The organism is Lysinibacillus sp. Ag94, assembly GCF_023242215.1.
Lineage (GTDB): Bacteria > Bacillota > Bacilli > Bacillales_A > Planococcaceae > Lysinibacillus.
This window is the reverse complement of sequence record NZ_CP096780.1, coordinates 4075621-4096409: the sequence shown is the minus strand read 5'-3', so window position 1 is coordinate 4096409 and position 20789 is coordinate 4075621. Positions and strand designations below refer to the sequence as shown.

The 20789-nt window shown below is 40.0% G+C and carries 18 protein-coding genes; 17 read left to right on the top strand and 1 reads right to left on the bottom strand.

Annotated elements, in window-relative coordinates; translation table 11 throughout:
* Nucleotides 1–9 precede the first annotated feature (9 nt).
* The 12 genes from purE to purD all read left to right on the top strand — a co-directional run bounded on the left by purE (nt 10) and on the right by purD (nt 13319).
* A complete protein-coding gene (gene purE / locus MY533_RS19315; RefSeq protein ID WP_132363500.1) occupies nt 10–498 on the top strand; it encodes a 5-(carboxyamino)imidazole ribonucleotide mutase in 489 nt (162 codons plus the stop codon).
* On the top strand, nt 495–1619 hold the full coding sequence (purK, locus tag MY533_RS19310; protein WP_248717225.1) for a 5-(carboxyamino)imidazole ribonucleotide synthase: 1125 nt from the start codon (nt 495–497) through the stop codon (nt 1617–1619). The genes purE and purK overlap by 4 nt, the downstream gene beginning before the upstream one ends.
* A gap of 13 nt (nt 1620–1632) precedes the next feature.
* Nucleotides 1633–2928 carry an adenylosuccinate lyase gene (gene purB / locus MY533_RS19305; protein ID WP_248717224.1) on the top strand — a complete coding sequence of 432 codons (1296 nt, stop codon included), beginning with the start codon at nt 1633–1635 and terminating at the stop codon, nt 2926–2928.
* Between the two features lie 171 nt (nt 2929–3099).
* The gene (gene purC / locus MY533_RS19300) at nt 3100–3810 is read left to right on the top strand and encodes a phosphoribosylaminoimidazolesuccinocarboxamide synthase (RefSeq protein WP_248717223.1); all 711 of its coding nucleotides are present in this window, start codon (nt 3100–3102) and stop codon (nt 3808–3810) included.
* A gap of 2 nt (nt 3811–3812) precedes the next feature.
* The gene (purS, locus tag MY533_RS19295) at nt 3813–4061 is read left to right on the top strand and encodes a phosphoribosylformylglycinamidine synthase subunit PurS (protein WP_079562648.1); all 249 of its coding nucleotides are present in this window, start codon (nt 3813–3815) and stop codon (nt 4059–4061) included.
* A 2-nt stretch (nt 4062–4063) separates the two neighbouring features.
* Nucleotides 4064–4747, top strand: a complete 684-nt coding sequence (gene purQ, locus MY533_RS19290) for a phosphoribosylformylglycinamidine synthase subunit PurQ (protein WP_248717222.1) — start codon at nt 4064–4066, stop codon at nt 4745–4747.
* Nucleotides 4734–6968 carry a phosphoribosylformylglycinamidine synthase subunit PurL gene (gene purL / locus MY533_RS19285; protein WP_248717221.1) on the top strand — a complete coding sequence of 745 codons (2235 nt, stop codon included), beginning with the start codon at nt 4734–4736 and terminating at the stop codon, nt 6966–6968. The genes purQ and purL overlap by 14 nt, the downstream gene beginning before the upstream one ends.
* Nucleotides 6944–8368 (top strand): amidophosphoribosyltransferase, encoded by a 1425-nt coding sequence (gene purF, locus MY533_RS19280; protein WP_248717220.1) that lies wholly within the window; start codon nt 6944–6946, stop codon nt 8366–8368. The genes purL and purF overlap by 25 nt, the downstream gene beginning before the upstream one ends.
* A gap of 87 nt (nt 8369–8455) precedes the next feature.
* On the top strand, nt 8456–9511 hold the full coding sequence (purM, locus tag MY533_RS19275; protein WP_248717219.1) for a phosphoribosylformylglycinamidine cyclo-ligase: 1056 nt from the start codon (nt 8456–8458) through the stop codon (nt 9509–9511).
* Nucleotides 9511–10080, top strand: coding sequence for a phosphoribosylglycinamide formyltransferase (purN, locus tag MY533_RS19270; RefSeq protein WP_248717218.1), 570 nt, complete (start codon nt 9511–9513; stop codon nt 10078–10080). The genes purM and purN overlap by 1 nt, the downstream gene beginning before the upstream one ends.
* 384 nt (nt 10081–10464) lie before the next feature.
* Nucleotides 10465–11991, top strand: a complete 1527-nt coding sequence (purH, locus tag MY533_RS19265) for a bifunctional phosphoribosylaminoimidazolecarboxamide formyltransferase/IMP cyclohydrolase (RefSeq protein ID WP_248717217.1) — start codon at nt 10465–10467, stop codon at nt 11989–11991.
* Nucleotides 11992–12059: 68 nt separating this feature from the next.
* The gene (purD, locus tag MY533_RS19260) at nt 12060–13319 is read left to right on the top strand and encodes a phosphoribosylamine--glycine ligase (RefSeq protein ID WP_248717216.1); all 1260 of its coding nucleotides are present in this window, start codon (nt 12060–12062) and stop codon (nt 13317–13319) included.
* Nucleotides 13320–13891: 572 nt separating this feature from the next.
* On the opposite strand, the gene MY533_RS19255 is transcribed toward purD, so the two are convergent.
* Complete coding sequence (locus MY533_RS19255) at nt 13892–14341, bottom strand: YgaP-like transmembrane domain (RefSeq protein WP_132363478.1); 450 nt, start codon at nt 14339–14341, stop codon at nt 13892–13894.
* A gap of 200 nt (nt 14342–14541) precedes the next feature.
* Here MY533_RS19255 and MY533_RS19250 point away from each other — a divergent pair, with 200 nt between their 5' ends.
* The 5 genes from MY533_RS19250 to pcrA all read left to right on the top strand — a co-directional run bounded on the left by MY533_RS19250 (nt 14542) and on the right by pcrA (nt 20789).
* On the top strand, nt 14542–16263 hold the full coding sequence (locus MY533_RS19250) for an adenine deaminase C-terminal domain-containing protein (protein WP_248717215.1): 1722 nt from the start codon (nt 14542–14544) through the stop codon (nt 16261–16263).
* Between the two features lie 49 nt (nt 16264–16312).
* Entirely contained in the window at nt 16313–17368 is a 1056-nt protein-coding gene (locus MY533_RS19245; RefSeq protein ID WP_371873271.1) for a DUF3048 domain-containing protein, read from the top strand.
* Nucleotides 17369–17383: 15 nt separating this feature from the next.
* Nucleotides 17384–17704, top strand: coding sequence for a YerC/YecD family TrpR-related protein (locus tag MY533_RS19240; RefSeq protein WP_004225717.1), 321 nt, complete (start codon nt 17384–17386; stop codon nt 17702–17704).
* Nucleotides 17705–17814: 110 nt separating this feature from the next.
* Entirely contained in the window at nt 17815–18504 is a 690-nt protein-coding gene (locus MY533_RS19235) for a heptaprenylglyceryl phosphate synthase (RefSeq protein WP_132363472.1), read from the top strand.
* Nucleotides 18505–18536: 32 nt separating this feature from the next.
* Nucleotides 18537–20789, top strand: coding sequence for a DNA helicase PcrA (pcrA, locus tag MY533_RS19230; RefSeq protein ID WP_248717213.1), 2253 nt, complete (start codon nt 18537–18539; stop codon nt 20787–20789).

Genomic DNA, 20789 nt, shown 5'->3' with positions numbered 1-20789 from the left:
GCGACAATCATGAATCCGAAAATCGGTGTCATTATGGGGAGTTCAAGTGACTGGGAAACAATGAAATATGCATGTGATATTTTAGATGAATTACAGGTACCGTACGAGAAAAAAGTAGTGTCTGCACATCGTACTCCCGATTTAATGTTTGAGTATGCACAATCAGCACGTGAGCGAGGTATTCAAGTAATTATTGCTGGTGCAGGTGGAGCTGCGCATTTACCTGGAATGGTAGCAGCTAAAACAACGTTACCGGTCATTGGTGTACCTGTGCAATCACGTGCTCTTAACGGTCTTGATTCTTTATTATCAATTGTTCAAATGCCTGGCGGTGTACCTGTAGCAACAGTAGCGATTGGCAAAGCGGGAGCGACGAATGCAGGCTTGCTAGCAGCGCAAATTTTATCGACAACAGATACAGAGCTGGCTAATAAACTAGATGCTAGACGTGAAGCCACGAAGCAACAAGTACTGGAAAGCACAGGTGACTTAGTGTGACAAAGATAATTTATCCCGGGCAGACGATAGGCATTATCGGAGGAGGTCAGCTTGGCCGTATGATGGCACTTGCTGCTAAAGAAGCAGGCTTTAAAATCGCCGTTCTTGAACCATCAATGGATTCACCAGGTGGACAGGTTGCGGATGTACGTATTGTAGCCCCATATGATGATGAGTCAGCTTTAGAAGAACTTGCAGAGGTAAGTGACGTTATAACGTATGAATTTGAAAATATCGATTATGAAGGCTTAAAACGTTTAACACAAATGGCTTACGTCCCACAAGGAGCAGAGCTAGTACGCATCACACAAGACCGTGTGACTGAAAAAGAAGCGATAGTGAACGCAGGTTGTCCAGTAGCCCCTTATTTGGTTGTAAATACATATGAAGAATTACTAGCCAATATTGATAGGATTAGTTATCCTTGTATAGTCAAAACAGCAAGAGGTGGCTATGATGGCAAGGGGCAGCAGCTTTTAAAATCTACAGAAGACTTACCGTTAGCAAAAGGGCTTTTCTCCCATTCACAATGTATTGTTGAGGGATTTGTACCTTTCGTTAAAGAGGTGTCTGTCATTGTTCAAAGAAACGGGAATGGTGAATCATATTGTCAGCCAGTTGGAGAAAATATTCATGTTCATCAAATTTTACATGAAACGATCGTACCAGCTCGTATAAAAGAGGAAACATCTTTGTCTGCAGAACGAGAAGCCTTGAAAATTGCTGATTATTTAAATTTAGTAGGGACATTAGCTGTAGAAATGTTTGTATTAGAAGACGGTGGAATCGTTATAAATGAATTAGCACCAAGACCTCATAATTCAGGTCACTATTCTATAGAAGCATGTAACGTTTCACAGTTCCATCAGCATATACGTGCAATTTGTGGTTGGCCATTATGTAAACCACAACTTTGGGCACCATCTATTATGGTAAATGTTTTAGGGCAGCATGTCATGCCACTTAGTAACTCAATTGCTAAATATCCTGAATGGTCTATACATCTTTATGGGAAAGCTGAAGCTAAGGTGAACCGTAAGATGGGCCACGTAACGATTATGACAAAAAACTTAGAAGAAACACTACAACAAATCGAGAGTTCTGGCATTTGGTCAGAATAGAAGGAGAAACGCAATGATCGAACGTTACACAAGACCCGAAATGGGCGCAATCTGGACAGAACAAAATAAATATCAAGCTTGGTTAGAAGTTGAAATTTTAGCATGTGAGGCTTGGGCAGAAATTGGAGACATCCCAAAAGAGGATGTAGCTAAAATTCGTGAAAATGCTTCATTTGATGTTAATCGCATTTTAGAGATTGAGAAAGAAACACGTCATGATGTTGTAGCATTTACTCGTGCCGTTTCTGAGACACTTGGTGAAGAGCGAAAATGGGTGCACTATGGTTTAACTTCTACGGACGTAGTTGATACAGCTCTTTCTTATTTAATTAAACAAGCGAATGATATTTTACGCAAAGACATCGTGAATTTCATTGATATTATTGCAGCAAAAGCGAAAGAGCATAAGCATACGGTTATGATGGGACGTACACATGGTGTTCATGCTGAGCCAACAACTTTCGGTTTAAAACTAGGCTTATGGTATGAAGAAATGAAGCGTAACCTAGAACGCTTTGAAGCAGCAGCAAAAGTAATTGAAACAGGAAAAATGTCTGGAGCAGTTGGAACATATGCCAATATTGATCCTAAAGTTGAGCAATATGTATGCGATAAATTAGGCCTTACAGCATCACCTATTTCAACTCAAACATTACAACGTGATCGTCATGCTCAATATTTAGGTGCGTTGGCATTAATCGCAACATCCATTGAGAAATTTGCAACAGAGATTCGCGGCTTGCAAAAATCAGAAACACGTGAAGTTGAGGAAGCATTTGCAAAAGGTCAAAAAGGCTCGTCAGCAATGCCTCATAAACGTAATCCAATCGGCTCTGAAAATATGGTTGGTATGTCACGTTTAATGCGTGGCTATATGGTAACGGCTTATGAAAACGTAGCATTATGGCATGAGCGTGATATTTCACATTCATCTGCAGAGCGCGTTATTTTACCGGATGCAACGATTACACTTAACTATATGTTAAATCGCTTCGGTAACATTGTGAAAAACTTAACAGTATTCCCTGAAAACATGAAACGTAATATGGGTCGCACTTTTGGTCTAATTTACTCTCAACGTATCTTATTAGCACTGATCGATAAAGGGTTAGTGCGTGAGGAAGCATATGATACAGTACAACCTTTAGCGATGCAGGCATGGGACGAGCAAGTTCAGTTCCGTACGTTAGTCGATGCAAGTGAAAAAATTACATCGTATTTAACGAAGGAAGAGCTAGATGATTGCTTCGACTACAACTACCATTTACAGCATGTAGATATGATTTTTGAACGTCTTGGTCTTAACTAACAATCTTCACGCTTTGTTTATCTATGCGAAAGCAAAGCGACAGCTACAATTACGCCAAGGCGAAATGGATTGAGTAGAGTCACTAGCGGATGTTACAGAATTGAATCGTATACGTACGATTCAATTCTGAACAATACGCGTGTATTTCATAATATCAGGGGGAGTAACGAAATGACTAAAGGTCAACTTTTGTATGAAGGTAAAGCAAAAAAATTGTACTCAACAGAGGAGCCTAATGTGTTACTCGTTGAATACAAGGATAGTGCAACAGCGTTTAATGGTGAGAAAAAAGAAGAAATTGAAGGCAAAGGCGTATTAAATAATCGCATTACATCTTTAATTTTCGAAAAATTACAAGCAAACGGAATTGCGTCACATTTCGTAAAACAATTATCTGATACGCAGCAGCTTGTAAAAAAGGTAGATATTATTCCAATTGAAGTCGTAGTTCGCAATATAGCGGCAGGTAGCTTAGCGAAACGTCTTGGCATTAAGGAAGGTACACCATTAAAACGCCCAATCGTTGAATTTTATTATAAAGATGATGAGCTAGGCGATCCGCTCATTTCAACGGAGCATATTGACGTACTTGATCTTGCAACACCTGAGGAAGTGACAGCCATTTATGATGGTGCACTTGTAGTGAACAAAGTTTTACAGCCTATTTTTGCAGATGTCAACGTTACACTAATTGACTTTAAATTAGAGTTTGGACGTGACAATGACGGAAATGTACTACTGGCAGATGAAATATCACCAGATACATGTAGACTTTGGGATGCAACTACAAAGCAAAAGTTAGACAAAGATGTCTTTCGTAGAGACCTGGGTAATTTAACTGAAGTTTATACTATTATACTTTCTAGACTCGGAGGCAAATAACAATGAAAAAAGTTAAAATTTACGTGACATTACGTGAGAGCATTCTTGATCCACAAGGTTCAGCTGTACAAGGTTCTTTAGTGAAAATGGGTTACGCTGAAGTAGAAGATTTACGAATCGGTAAATATCTTGAACTAGCAATTAAAGATACAGAACGTGATATTGATACTCTAGTAAAAGAAATGTGTGAAAAGGTTTTAACTAACGTTGTAATCGAAGACTATCGCTACGAAGTCGAGGAGGCTAACTAATCATGAAATTCGCAGTACTCGTTTTCCCTGGGTCAAACTGTGATATCGATATGTATCATGTGATTAAAGACGAGCTAGGTGAAGAAGTAGAATATGTATGGCATACAGCAACAGATTTAAGTGGCTTTGATGGCATTTTAGTACCAGGAGGCTTCTCATACGGGGATTATCTTCGCTGTGGTGCGATGGCCAACCAATCTAATATTATGGCAGAGGTTAAGAAGGCAGCAGATGCTGGTAAGCCGGTATTGGGCGTATGTAATGGCTTCCAAATCTTAACTGAAGCAGGCTTATTACCAGGCGCATTACTTCGTAACAAAAATTTGAAATTCATGTGCCGTACAATCCAGCTTAAAGTTGAAAACAATAATACATTATTCACAAACCAATATGAGCTAGGTCAAATAATCAATATCCCAATCGCTCACGGTGAAGGTAACTACTACTGTGACGAGGAAACTTTACAACAATTAAAAGATAACAATCAAATCGTGTTCACATATTCAGGCGAAAATCCAAACGGTTCTTTAGAAGATATCGCAGGGATTACAAACGAGCGTGGCAATGTACTAGGGATGATGCCTCACCCAGAGCGAGCTGTTGATGCACTGGTGGGCGGAGCAGACGGTCTAGCAGTATTTAAATCAATTGTGAAGCAGTGGAGGGAAAATCATGTCAACAACTAAGTTTGAGCCAACAGCACAGCAAATTAAAGAGCAAAAGTTATACGCTGGTATGGGGATGTCAGACGAAGAATTTGCAATGGTAGAAGGTATTTTAGGACGTCTACCAAACTGGACAGAGACAGGTCTTTTCTCCGTAATGTGGTCTGAGCACTGCTCATACAAAAATTCAAAACCAGTGTTACGTAAATTCCCTACAAAGGGTCCACAAGTTTTACAAGGTCCAGGTGAAGGTGCTGGTATCGTTGATATTGGTGACGAACAAGCAGTTGTATTTAAAATGGAATCACATAACCACCCATCAGCAATTGAGCCTTATCAAGGTGCTGCTACAGGAGTTGGTGGTATTATCCGTGACGTTTTCTCAATGGGTGCACGTCCAATTGCGATGCTAAACTCACTACGCTTTGGCGAATTAAAATCAGCACGTGGTAAATATTTATTTGAAGAAGTAGTTGCTGGTATCGCTGGTTACGGTAACTGTATCGGGATTCCTACAGTCGGTGGCGAAATTCAATTCGATCCTTGCTATGAAGGTAACCCACTAGTGAATGCAATGTGTGTAGGTTTAATCGACCACAAAGATATTCAACGTGGAATCGCGGCTGGTGTAGGGAATACAGTCATGTATGTGGGTGCTAAAACAGGCCGTGACGGTATCCACGGTGCAACATTTGCATCTGAAGAGTTAACAGAAGAATCTGAGAACCAACGTCCAGCAGTTCAAGTAGGAGATCCATTTATGGAGAAACTTTTACTTGAAGCATGTTTAGAAGTTGTAAAATCTGACGCGCTAGTAGGTATTCAAGATATGGGTGCTGCTGGTCTAACTTCTTCATCAGCAGAAATGGCTTCGAAGGCTGGCTCTGGTGTAGAAATGAACTTAGACTTAGTACCTCAACGTGAGACAGGCATGACAGCATATGAAATGATGCTATCTGAATCTCAGGAGCGTATGCTACTTGTTGTGAAAAAAGGTCGCGAAGATGAAATTAAAGCGATTTTCGAGAAATATGACTTAGATGCTGTGGCAATTGGTCGCGTGACGGATGATAAAATGCTACGCCTATTACATAATGGCGAAGTTGTAGCTGAAGTACCTGCTGATGCACTTGCAGAAGATGCACCAGTTTATCATAAACCATCTGCAGAGCCTGCTTACTATGCTGAGTTCCAAGCGATGGAAAACACAGAGCCAGTAGTAACAGACTACAAAGAAACATTAAATGCACTTTTAAAAGCACCAACAGTTGCTTCAAAAGAGTGGGTTTACGATCAATATGATTATCAAGTACGTACATCAACAGTCGTTGCACCAGGTTCTGATGCGGCCGTTATCCGCGTACGCGGTACGAACAAAGGATTAGCGATGACTACTGACTGTAACTCTCGTTATATTTTCCTAGATCCAGAGGTAGGCGGTGCCATTGCTGTAGCAGAGGCAGCTCGTAATATCGTGGCAACGGGTGGTACACCATTAGCAATTACTGACTGCTTAAACTTCGGTAATCCTGAGAAACCAGAAATTTTCTGGCAAATTGAAAAATCAGCTGATGGTATTTCAGCCGCTTGTACAGCATTGAATTCACCAGTAATCGGCGGTAACGTCTCTCTTTATAACGAGCGTTCTGGCGAAGCGGTTTATCCAACACCAACAATCGGTATGGTTGGACTAATTGAAGATTTAGCACATGTGACAACTCAAGAAGTAAAGGCTGCTGGTGATGTAGTATTTGTGATCGGCGATACAAAAACTGAGTTCGGTGGTTCGGAGCTTCAAAAATTATTAAATAATGGGGTTATTTCAGGGAAAGCACCAGCGATTGACCTACAGATTGAAGCCGCACGTCAAGAAGCATTGCTTAAAGCGATTAAAGCAGGCATCGTACAATCTGCACATGATGTAGCAGAAGGCGGTCTTGCAGTAGCGCTTGCTGAAACAACATTTGGCGCAAATGGCTTAGGTCTTGATGTAACATTAACAGGCTCTGCTACAACAGCATTATTCAGTGAAACACAATCTCGTTTTGTTGTAACAGTGAAAGAAGAAAATGTAGCTGCATTTGTAGAAATTGTAAAAGACGCAATGAAAATCGGTGTCGTAACAAACGATGCGCTTGTTAAAATCGACGGTGACAACGGTGTGCTTGTAGAAGGTACAGTGGAGGAATTCCGTTCTAATTGGAAAGGAGCAATCCCATGCTTGCTGAACTCAGAGGCTTAAACGAAGAATGTGGGGTGTTTGGTATTTGGGGTAACTCAAATCCAGCACACCTTAGTTATTACGGGCTTCATGCTCTTCAACACCGTGGCCAAGAAGGCGCTGGGATCGTCGTTTCTGACGGTCAGCATCTTCGCGCGGTGAAAGGCGAAGGACTAGTGAATGATGTTTTCAACGAAGAGAAATTAAAGGCAGTGGACGGAAAAGCAGCAATTGCTCATGTCCGTTATACGACTGCTGGAGGGGGCGGTATTGAAAATGTACAGCCGTTATTATTTCACTCCTCAACTGGTAGCCTTTCAATTGCTCATAACGGTAATTTAGTCAATGCCACGCACTTAAAACAGTATTTAGAGCGTCAAGGTAGTATTTTCCATTCTAGCTCTGATACTGAAGTGCTAGCGCATCTTATTAAGAAAAGCTCGCATTCACCATTCCGTGGGAAGGTGAAAAATGCCCTATCTTTATTAAAGGGCGCATATTCGTTCTTAATTATGACTAAAGATGAAATGCTTGTTGCACGTGATCCACATGGTTTACGTCCATTATCTCTTGGGAAGCTAGGAGATGGCTGGGTTGTAGCTTCTGAAACTTGTGCATTTGATTTAATAGGTGCAGAATTTGTTCGATCTGTTGAACCTGGTGAGTTATTAATTATTAACGATGAGGGTGTAAAATCTGATCGTTTTGTAGAGATGGATAAACGGGCAATGTGCGCGATGGAGTACGTTTATTTAGCACGTCCCGATTCTGATATTGATGGTATAAACGTCCACATGGCGCGTAAACGTATGGGCAAACAGCTTGCTCGAGAATGTGCACATATTGAAGCTGATGTTGTAACAGGTGTCCCTGATTCAAGTATTTCAGCGGCAATTGGCTTTGCAGAGGAAAGTGGCATTCCATATGAGCTAGGTCTTATTAAAAATCGTTATGTAGGGCGTACATTTATCCAACCAACACAGGAATTACGTGAACGCGGTGTGAAAATGAAGCTTTCTCCTGTTGTTCAAGTCGTAAAAGGTAAACGTGTAGTGATGGTGGACGATTCAATCGTTCGCGGTACAACTTCAAGACGTATTGTAAAAATGTTAAAAGATGCAGGGGCGGCAGAAGTACATGTTGTCATTTCTTCACCACCGATGACGGATCCTTGCTATTACGGTATTGATACTTCCACACATGAAGAATTGATTGCATCTAGCCACAATGTAGATGAAATCCGTGATGCTATAGGAGCTGATTCCCTAACATTCCTTTCTGTTGAAGGTATGGTGGAGACGATTGCAAGACCATATGAGGATGAAAACCGTGGATTATGCTTAGCATGTTTTACAGGTAAATATCCTACAGAAATTTTTCCAGATACAATCTTACCACATGAAAAAGAACTATTACGTTAAGAAAAACATCTAAACACGTCTAGCTATAAATAACAAAATCTAGATTCAGATGTGCCAAGGCGATTTGATGATAAGGAGGAACTCTGCGTGTCAAAAGCATATGAACAAGCAGGTGTAAATATAGAAGCAGGCTACGAAGCCGTAAAACGAATGAAGTCTCACGTTGAACGAACAAACCGTCTAGGTGTGATGGGCACGTTTGGTGGTTTTGGCGGTATGTTTGACTTGTCAGAACTAAATCTTCAGGAACCTGTACTAATTTCAGGTACTGATGGCGTTGGGACAAAACTAAAGCTAGCGTTTATGGTGGACAAGCACGACACGATTGGTGTGGACTGTGTAGCGATGTGTGTCAATGATATCGTAGCGCAAGGGGCTGAACCATTGTACTTTTTAGATTATGTAGCCCTTGGCAAGGCAGAGCCAGCGAAAATTGAGCAAATCGTAAAGGGCGTTGCAGATGGCTGTGTGCAATCTGGTGCGGCATTAATCGGTGGAGAAACTGCAGAGATGCCAGGTCTTTACGAAGAAGATGAGTATGATTTAGCTGGTTTTGCGGTAGGAGCTTGTGAAAAATCAGCTATCGTAACAGGTGAGAAAATCGTAGAGGGTGACGTGCTTGTTGGTATTGCTTCAAGTGGGGTGCATTCAAACGGTTACTCATTAGTGCGAAAAATTGTTTTTGCAGATAATCATTACGCTGTTGATTCGATTGTGGAAGGCTACGAGGATCTTGGTCCTATAGGGGAAGCCCTGTTAGTGCCAACAAAATTATATGCAAGACCTGTACTTGGAGCTTTAAAAGTAGCAGACGTTCATGGCTGTGCCCATGTAACTGGCGGTGGTTTTTATGAAAACCTACCACGTATGATGCCAGAAGGTTTAGCAACTGAAATTAACTTAGGTTCTTGGCCTATCTTACGTATTTTTGAGTTTTTAAAAGAAAAAGGCCAGTTAGAGGACAAGGATTTATATAATGTCTTTAACATGGGGATTGGCTTCGTGTTAGCTGTACCTGCAGATGAAGTAGATAAAGTACTTGCTACAGTAGAAGCAAATGGTGAAAAAGCATACAAAATCGGTCGCGTTGTGAAAGGCGAGGGTGTTGTATTCAATGGCTCACATGATGGGAGTTTAGTGTAATGACTGCACCAACTAAAATTGCCGTTTTTGCTTCAGGTAGCGGCAGTAACTTTCAAGCTATTCAAGAGGCAATTGAACGTAGTGAACTACATGCAAAAATTGAACTTGTTGTCACAGACAAGCCTAGTGCATTTGTAGTGACACGTGCTGAGAACTATAGTATTCCGGTGCTAGCTTTAAGTCCGAAAGAGTTTTCTTCAAAAGCAGATTATGAGACGGCTATTATCGAGGCACTCCATAACTGTCATGTAGAATGGATTGTGCTTGCAGGTTATATGCGCCTAATTAGTGAAGTATTACTAACTGCATACCCACAGCGCATCGTGAATATTCACCCTTCACTATTACCGGCTTTCCCTGGTAAAGATGCTATTGGTCAAGCGATGGAACACGGAGTCAAAATAACAGGTGTAACCGTCCATTTTGTAGATGAAGGTATGGACACGGGACCTATTATTGCCCAATCGGCAGTTCAAGTTGTTGAAGGTGACCGTGAGGCAACAGAAAAGGCCATTCATAAGGAAGAGCATGAACTTTATACAAAAGCTTTACAGCAATTATTAAAATAATGGATTGATGAGAGAGAGTTAGGTCTACTACAAAAGATCAAAACCTAACTCTGTCCCACCAATACTAGCAAGACATATTCGTGGCAAACACGATAAAAATTGGTTCACCACCAAAAGTTGTAAATGACTTTTAAATTAAAACGTCTACTATGTAAATAAGTTGATTGGAGTGGGGGATGGGCGACTCCTTAGGGATTAGCGATAGAGGAACGAAGGCTAAAAGCATCACATCCTGTGATAACGCCTTCGAGTGAAGCGGCTCATCGGACGCCCTCAGGAAGCTTTGCTATTTAGCGAAAGCGAAGCGACGGTGGAACGCGCCCAGCCGGAGCCGAAATCAACTACCGTTTTAGTGGTGATCCTAAAAATTAGGAGGATTTCGTTGTGACAAAACGTGCATTAATCAGTGTTTCCAATAAAGATGGTATTTTAGAATTTGCAAATGAACTAGTAGCATTAGGTTATGAAATTTTATCAACTGGTGGTACGAAAAAAATGTTACAAGACAATAATGTTGCCGTAACAGCAGTAGATGAAGTAACTAAATTCCCGGAAATTTTAGATGGTCGTGTAAAAACTTTAAATCCAATGATTCACGGTGGACTATTAGGAAAGTTTGACGATGCTTCTCATCAAGCACAAATGAATGAGCATGGAATTGAGCCAATTGAGATTGTTTGTGTCAATCTTTACCCGTTTGTTGAAACAATTTCAAAGCCTAATGTAACATGGGATGACGCTATCGAAAATATTGATATCGGTGGTCCAACAATGTTACGTTCTGCAGCAAAAAACCATCAATATGTAACAGTAATTGTGGATAGCAATGACTATGCGAACGTATTAGAGGAGCTTAAAGCTAATGGTGCAACGACAATTGAAACACGTAGTAAGTTAGCTGCAAAAGTTTTCCGTCACACAGCCGCTTATGATTCATATATATCAAACTACTTAACAGAAGAAGAGTTCCCAGAGAGCTTAACAATGACATTTGAATTAAAACAAAACTTACGCTATGGTGAAAATCCTCATCAAAAAGCAGCGTTCTATCAAAAACGACTAGGCTCAGATTTTTCATTAGCCTATGCTACGCAATTACATGGTAAAGAATTATCATACAACAATATTCAAGACGGGAATGCCGCGTTGCAAATTGTCAAAGAGTTTGAAATGCCCGCAGCAGTAGCTGTAAAGCATATGAACCCTTGTGGCGTTGGAACGGGCGCAACATTAGAGGAAGCGTTTGATAAAGCGTATGAAGCAGATCCAACATCTATTTTCGGTGGTATTATTGCTTTAAATATGGAAGTAGACGCAGCAACTGCTGAAAAATTAAGCCATATCTTTTTAGAAATTATCATTGCGCCTGCTTTCTCTCAAGAAGCACTTGATATTTTAACGAAGAAGAAAAATATTCGCTTATTAACAATTCCTTTTGAGCAAGCAAAACAAGACAAATTCAATGTTGTATCAGTTGAAGGTGGCCTTCTTGTACAAGAACCAGATCGCTACGGCTTTTCTAATGCAGATATTAAAGTTGTCACAGACCGTGAACCAACAGCACAAGAATGGGAAGCATTACAGCTTGGCTGGGCAGTTGTGAAGCACGTTAAATCTAATGCAATCGTCGTTACAGATTCTCAAATGACACTTGGCGTTGGTGCTGGTCAAATGAACCGTGTTGGCGCAGCTAAAATCGCATTTGAGCAAGCAGGCGAAAAAGCAAAAGGCGCAGCACTAGCCTCAGATGCATTCTTCCCAATGAGCGATACTGTTGAAGCAGCTGCAGCGGCCGGTATTACAGCCATTATTCAACCTGGTGGCTCTATCAAAGATCAGGATTCAGTCGATAAGGCAAATGAATACGGCATTGCGATGGTATTCACTGGCGTACGTCATTTCAAGCACTAATATATTCAAAAACTTGACCGAGATGGGCAACATCTCGGTTTTACGCACAAAGAGGAGGATTCTCTAAAATGAAAGTAATGGTCATTGGAAGCGGCGGTCGAGAGCACGCTATCGCCAAACAATTTAGTATGTCACCATCTGTTAGTAAAGTATTTGTAGCACCTGGTAATGATGGCATGAAAAGCGATGCAGAAATCGTTGCTATTGATACTATGGATTTTGCAGGTCTTGCACAATTTGCAAAGGAAAATGCAGTAGATTTAACTTTTGTAGGACCTGAGCAACCACTTGCAGAAGGCATAGTGGATTTCTTTACTGCTATTGGTTTACGAGTATTTGGTCCAACAAAGGCAGCAGCACAAATCGAAAGCAGTAAATCATATGCGAAAGAAATTATGAATAAATACAAAATCCCAACTGCTGTCCATGAAACGTTTACTGAAGCTGCCAAGGCTATTATATATATTAAAGAGCAAGGTGCACCAATCGTTATCAAAGCAGACGGCTTGGCGGCTGGTAAAGGTGTAGTTGTAGCAATGACCGAAGATGAAGCAATTGAAGCTGTAGAGGATATGATTGGGAACCAACGTTTTGGTGAATCCTCTTCTCGAGTTGTCATTGAAGAATTCTTAGACGGTGAAGAATTCTCCTTTATGTCCTTTGTCCATAAAGGCCAGATTTATCCAATGGTGATTGCTCAAGACCATAAACGTGCTTATGACGGCGATCAAGGACCAAATACAGGGGGGATGGGAGCTTATTCGCCAGTACCCCAAATCTCTCAAGAAGTAGTGGATGATGCATATAAAACGATTGTTGAACCGACAGTGAAAGGTATGGAGGCAGATGGAGTATCGTTTACCGGTATTTTATATGCAGGCTTGATATTAACGAAAAATGGTCCTAAAGTGATTGAGTTTAATGCACGCTTTGGAGATCCTGAAACGCAAGTAGTTTTACCACGTATGGCATCCGATTTTGGCGCATTTATGACTGCATTGATGGATGAAAAGCCATTTGATTTGCAATGGTCTGAAGAAGCAATGCTAGGTGTAGTAATCGCCGCTGAAGGCTATCCAGGGGATGTTGAAAAAGGAAATGCATTACCTAACCTAGAAGCTCTATCAGCTTCACACGCGGTATTCCATGCAGGTACAAAGCTTGTAGATGAGAACTTTGTTGGTAACGGTGGCCGAGTTTTATTAGTTGGAGCAAAGGCATCTACTTTACAAGAAGCACAAGAAAAAGTATACGCAGGCATTGCAACTGAAAAATGGGACAAATTCTTCTACCGCAAAGATATCGGCTGGCGTACGTTTAAGAAGTAATTGCGTAACTGATAAAACAAATATCAGGCGGATGGAGTAGGGCAATATAGAAATTAATAATTGCCCGATAAAAGGATAATTTATTTACATTTTGCTTTATCACCATAGCGTGGGGTTGATTTCCGTTCCGACTGGGCGCATTGTAGCTGCCGCTTCGCTTTCGCTACAGAAAACATTTGTAGCTGCCGCTTCGCTTTCGCACAGAGCAAAGCTTCCTGGGGGCGTCCGATGAGCCGCCCAGTCTCCACTCCAATCAACTTATTTACATAGCGAATGTTTTAATAAATGTCGTCCCAAACTTTTAGTATAAATCCTAATTAGAAGAACCTCGGTTGCATTTTAGACTACTAAATAACGCACTTTCATTAAATTACGGAGCGTAGCGAAGGAAGCGGCTCGACGCTCGCCCGCAGGAAAGCGAGTAGCCCGTAGCGGAAATCAGAGCCTTCGAATTGGGTAGAGTACCTAAATTAAATAATTTAATCATACTGTGAAACTTCTTATTGTTTTCAAACGTATGAATGAAAAGGGTGAGAGCCGTCTCAACAATACAGTTGAGACGGCTCCTTTGACTAAGAAGGATTTTGTGCTTTAGTTGTAGAATTTTTACTTTCTGAGGAATGTTGATTTGAAGTGCTGGAGTCAGATTGCTTTGATGCTGTTGCGTTTGATCCTGACGTATTTCCAGAAATAGCAGAGGAGAAATCCTTCATGAGTTTATCGATTTGTTCAGATGACATAGAATTTTGGCCGCTGAACATACTTTGCATAGAAGAGTTGCTGGTGCTATTGTTGTTGCTGTTGCCCATAGCACTCTCCAGACTAGAGCCCAGTAAAGCTTTGGTTGGGCAATACTTAAAGATACCTTCAGCCATTTTTAAGGCACCAAATGCAATCATCAATCGACCTTTCGTACATTCAGGATTTCTTGAGATTTTAGCGATACCGAATGCCGTTAAACCTGCCCCCATGGCAAAGCGACAAAAGGCATTTTTTTCGCTTAAATTTGATTCTTGCATCATAATATTTCCTCCTTTAGTCATTGTGGGAAAAATAAAGCGGGGTGCACTTTGTTTTATGAAAGTGCTGTGTTACGATTGAAACAAGATGATTGCATAAAGCATTAATTTCATGAAAAATTGCGTTTATGCAGTAGTAGTATGTGATTTCACGTAGGATTTACACAATGAAATTTTACGTAATTTAGGAAGGGGCGAATAGAATGGATCCAGTATGGAAAATTACAGAATTACGTCAGCAATTAGCAGTAATTGATGGAAAAAAAGCACCGGATATTGTATTAACAAATGCACGTTATTTACATAGCATGCTCAAAAAATGGATAGTAGGGAACATTTGGATTTTAGGAGATCGTATTGTCTATGCTGGTGATAGAATGCCTCCGTTATTAGAAGGGACAGAAGTGGTTGATTGTACGAATAAAACAATTGTACCGGGATATATTGAGCCGCATGTTCATCCGTTCCAGTTATACCATCCGCAATCCTTTGCTGATTTTTGTGGACAGCTAGGTACTACAACTTTTATTTCAGATAATTTAAGCTTCGTTTTATCTTTAGAAAATAAGAAAGCGTTTTCAATACTAGATGATTTGAAAAAGCTACCGTTTTCATTTTATTGGTGGACTCGTTTTGATTCGCAAACTGAAATGGAACAGGAGGAAGAGATTTTTTCTAATACGTCCATTTTAGAATGGCTAGAACGTGATGATGTTTTACTTGGAGGAGAATTAACGGGCTGGCCAAGATTGTTACATGGGGATGACCAAATGCTCTATCGTATGCAAATGGCTAAGGGCTACGGGAAAAAAATAGAAGGGCATTTCCCTGGAGCATCGGAACGAACTTTAGCACGTATGAAGCTACTTGGTGCAGATGGTGATCATGAAGCTATGACAGTGGAAGAGGTAGAGCGACGTATTATGCAAGGATATGCTGTAACACTACGTCATTCTTCAATACGTCCAGACCTACCTAATTTATTAAAGGGAATAGTTGAAAAAGAACTACCTATTTTTGATCATTTAATGATGACAACAGATGGCTCACCACCTTCTTTCCATGAGGATGGTGTGATGGATAAATGTATTCAAGTAGCTTTAGATGCAGGTGTAGCACCGCTAGATGCTTATCAAATGGCTTCTTATAATGTTGCACGCTATTATAATATGTCCAACTTACATGGCTTTATCGCAACGGGTCGATTTGCTTCCCTAAATATTTTGCAAGATGAATGGCACCCAGTTCCTGAAAGTGTATTATCGAAGGGTGTTTGGTTAAAACGTGATGGTATACAAGTGCAGAAACTTGCGACAATTGATTATTCAGCGTTACCTGCATTTGACTTAGATTTTTCATTAACGTCTCATGATTTTCAATTCTCGATGCCGTTTGGAATTGAGTTAGTCAATGATGTTATTACGAAACCATATAACTCATTCATTACTAGAGAAGGGCAGCTTGCAGATCATGATGAATGTTATTTAATGCTTTTGAATAGAGACGGTAATTGGCATGTTAACACGATGATTAAAGGTTTTGCTACTAGTGTTCAAGGGTTTGCCTCATCTTATTCGAATACAGGCGATATTTTACTAATCGGAAAAAATAAAGACGATATGATTAAAGCCTTTGAGGAAATGAAGGCAATGCGTGGTGGTATTGTCCTCGTTGAAAAAGGCGAGGTAATTGCTGCTGTTCCTTTAACAATTGGCGGTCTTTTATATGATGGAGATGTAAAGGAGCTAGCAGAAAAAGAGAAGTTCTTAAAACAAGCATTAGCGGAACGTGGTTACCACTTAGGGGACGCAATTTACTCTTTACTATTCTTACAATCGACACATTTACCATATATCCGTATTACGCCAAAAGGGATTTTTGATGTTATGAAGAATAAGTTATTATTACCAGCAGTGATGCGTTAATTAAAGTTTCCCTATGGTAGATGTAATTGATAAAAGGAGAGTAATGCTTGTGTTCAAATCGAAGAAATTATTTATCGCAATGGCTTTTAGTACCTTACTGATAGGAGGATGTTCAAAAGATTCGTCGGAAGGAAAGAATGATGATACGAGCAAAGTTGACGATGGAACTGCTATTGAAGAGCCAGTTAAAGAAGGCGCGTTTGTTGCACCGCTAACAGGTGAAGCTGTGAAGGAAGAAATTACGCAGCGTCCAATAATTGTTACAGTTAATAATCACCCGAAAGCACGTCCGCAATCAGGGATAGAAGCAGCAGATATTGTTTATGAAATGCTAGCAGAAGGCAATGTTACACGTTTATTAGCAGTTTATCAAAGTGAACTGCCAGAAAATGTAGGGCCTGTTCGTAGTGCTCGATCTTATTTTGTAGATCTTGCGAAAGGCTATGGTGCATTTTACGTAGCACATGGTTATAGCCCGGAGGCCAAATCGATGCTTACTAATAATGTAGTCGACAATATAAATGGTATGGATTATGATGGCACACTTTTTAAACGTTCAAAAGACCGTGTTGCCCCACACAACTCGTATATTACGTCTGAAAGTATATTAAATGGTGCGAAAAAAGTGGGCGCTTCAATGAGTTACCATGAAAAAGTACATGAGGCTTTTTATGAACCCGATGAACGTGGTAAAATAGGCAATGAAACAAGTCGAGTTGACATTTACTACGGAAATAGTGAGTATTTCCATAATTCGTATTTGTATGATAAGCAAAGTAATCGTTATGGACGACAATCGGCTGGCGTTGACACAAAGGATATGTTAACAGGCGACACATTATCATTTTCAAATGTGCTATTTTTTGAAATGAAACATCGAACGATTGATAATGAGGGGCGCCAAGAAATTGATTTAACTTCTGGTGGAAATGCGTATGTATTTCAAAATGGCAATATGAGAGAAGTCAAATGGGCTAATATTGATGGAATACCAATGGCTGTAGAAGAGACTGGGGAGCTTGTGAAGCTAGTACCAGGGAAGTCTTGGGTAAATTTCGTACCAACTTCACCAGGGTTACAAGCAATGGTGAAAACGCAGCCTTAAAGGGAGGAAGATTGCATGCAAATCGAAAAAATTCGAGGGCATCAAACAGATCAATTATTTAAAGCAGTGTTAGAGCTGAAAGACATCGAAGAATGTTATAAATTTTTTGATGATTTATGTACGATTAGTGAAATTCAATCGCTGGCACAACGCTTTGAGGTCGCGCATTTACTACGTTTAAAGAAAACCTACGAATCTATTAAGAAGGAAACAGGTGCAAGTACAGCAACTATTTCACGTGTACGTCGTTGCTTTGATTACGGGAATGATACATATGATGAAATGTTAGGTCGTTTGTATCCAGATGAAAAGCCGTTTCAAGCACCAAAAGAATAGTAGGTAAAAGGGCTGGGTAGAGCTATTACCCAGTCTTTTTCATTTTTTTGTAGACAGTCATAAGCTATACTTGTAAACGAATAGATAGAAAATGATAGGTGGTAAAATAGATGGATTATTTAGAATGGAGACATGTGTTCAAGCTAGACCCAGCTAAAGATTTATCAGATGAGGCGCTAGAAAAAATTTGTGAATCAGGTACAGATGTTATTATAGTTGGCGGAACAGACGGTGTAACTTTGGATGGTGTATTAGATTTACTTGTTCGTGTAAGACGTTTTGAAGTGCCAATAGCGCTTGAAATTTCTGCGATTGATTCAGTAACACCAGGCTATGACTATTATTTCATTCCAACCGTGTTGAATAGTGATGATCCAAAGTGGATTAAAAATTTACACCATGAAGCAATTAAAGAATATGGAGATATTATGGTATGGGATGAATTAGTCGCTGAAGGTTATTGTATTTTAAACCCGAATTGTAAAGTAGCTGAAGTAACGAATGCGAAAACGGATTTATCCATTGATGATGTTGTTGCTTACGCACGTATGGCTGAAAATTTCTTTAGACTACCTGTATTTTATGTAGAGTATAGCGGTACTTATGGCGATATTGAGGTTGTAAGTGCTGTGAAAAATGAACTGAAAAATACGCGACTGTTTTACGGTGGCGGCATTACATCTGCTCAGCAAGCAGCAGAAATGGCAAAATATGCAGATACAGTAGTAGTTGGTAATATTATATACGAAGATTTAAAAGCTGCACTTGCGACTGTTAAGGCTGTAAAAAATACGATATAATTTAAGAACAAACGTTTGTAAGGCGGTGCGAAATGGAGCAATTAACGAAAAACTTATTAGCAGGTATGAATCCTGAGCAGGAAAATGCGGTTAAAACAACTGAGGGACCGCTTCTAATTATGGCGGGTGCTGGATCAGGAAAGACACGTGTATTGACACATCGTATAGCATATTTAGTAATCGAAAAAGAAGTATACCCATCAAAGATTTTAGCTATCACATTTACAAATAAAGCTGCACGTGAAATGCGTGAGCGTATAGATGGCATACTAGGTAACGGAGCTGGCGATAGTATGTGGGTATCTACATTCCACTCAATGTGTGTGCGTATTTTGCGACGCAATATTGATCAGCTTGGGATATCACGTAACTTTTCAATTTTAGATTCTACTGATCAGCTATCAGTTATTAAAAATGTTATGAAGGATGAAAATATTGATACGAAGCGTTTTGAACCTCGTGCGATTTTAAATGCGATTAGTTCAGCAAAAAACGAATGTAAAACTGCGGACGATTATGCAGGTCAAATCAATGAAAATAATCCTTACGAAAAAACGATTGCCCGTGTTTATAAAGGTTATGAAAAAAGACTACGCCGCAATCAGTCACTCGATTTTGATGATTTAATTATGACAACTATTACATTATTCAATCGTGTACCAGAAGTGCTTGAATACTACCAAAATAAATTCCAATATATTCATGTGGACGAATATCAGGATACGAATAAATCCCAATATTTACTCGTTCAGTTGCTTGCCAAGAAATTTAAAAATATTTGTGTTGTAGGGGATTCAGACCAATCGATTTATCGTTGGCGTGGAGCAGATATTGGCAATATTCTTTCATTCGAAAAGGATTATCCAAATGCTAAGGCCATTATGCTTGAGCAAAATTATCGTTCAACAAAACGCATCCTACAAGCGGCAAACGACGTCATTCAAAATAATACAACACGTTATCCGAAAGAACTGCGGACAGAAAATGCAGAAGGTGAAAAAATCGTGTTGTACAAAGCTTATAACGAGCAAGAGGAAGCGCAATTCGTTGTACAAACAATCCAACAGCTTATTGAAAAGGATAATCGTTCATTTGATGACTTTGCGATATTATATCGTACAAATGCTCAGTCCCGTGTGATGGAGGAAGTGCTTGTTAAGTCCAATATGGCTTATCAAATAGTTGGTGGTACTAAGTTCTATGATCGTAAAGAGATTAAGGATTTACTTGCCTACTTGCGTCTTATTGCCAATAATGATGATGATTTATCACTCGCACGTATTATTAATGAGCCAAAGCGTAGTATCGGTGCAACTTCCTTTGAAAAAATGGCGCGCTATGCGATTGAACAGGAGCGCTCTATTTTTGATGCTATGAATGATCTTATATTCATGGGTCTTTCAGGGAAGGCTGCTAATTCAGCTGAGCAATTTTATGCAATGATTAAAGGCTTTACAGAGATGCAAGAATATTTATCGGTGACAGAAATTGTAGAGCAGGTCATTGACAAATCTGGTTATCGAGCAATGCTACAAAATGAAAAGACGATTGAAGCGGAAAGCCGCTTAGAAAATATTGAAGAGTTTTTATCAGTAACAAAGGCTTTTGAAGAGCGCAGTGAAGATAAAAGCTTAATTGCCTTTTTAACAGATTTAGCGCTAATTGCAGATATTGATGCACTTGATAAAGATGACACATCAAAGGGCAACATTATTTTGATGACGATGCATGCTGCAAAGGGCTTAGAATTCCCTATCGTCTTTATCATTGGAATGGAGGAAAATATTTTCCCACATTCTCGTTCACTTGATGATATGGATGAAATGGAAGAAGAAAGACGATTAATGTATGTCGGCGTGACGCGGGCCGAGGAACGTTTATATTTAACGAGTGCACAAAGCCGTACGATTTTTGGTCGTTCTAGCTTTAATAATGTTTCTCGTTTCCTAGGTGAAATTTCAGAAGATATTACAGAATCAATATCCAAAGGTGGTTCGAAGCCTGAGGTTCCGTTTGCCTCAAGTAATCGTTCTACAGGTGGCTATCAAAAACGTACACTTGGAGCGGTTCAGAAAACACAGCCTGCAACTGCTCGTTTACAAACAACAGGTGGTGACCAATTTGGCTGGAAAGCTGGAGACAAAGCAATCCATAAAAAATGGGGAACAGGTATGGTTGTTAGTGTAAAAGGTGAGGGTGATAGTACAGAGCTAGATATTGCCTTTCCACAACCTATTGGTATTAAGCGATTGCTAGCACAATTTGCCCCTATTGAAAAAGGGTAA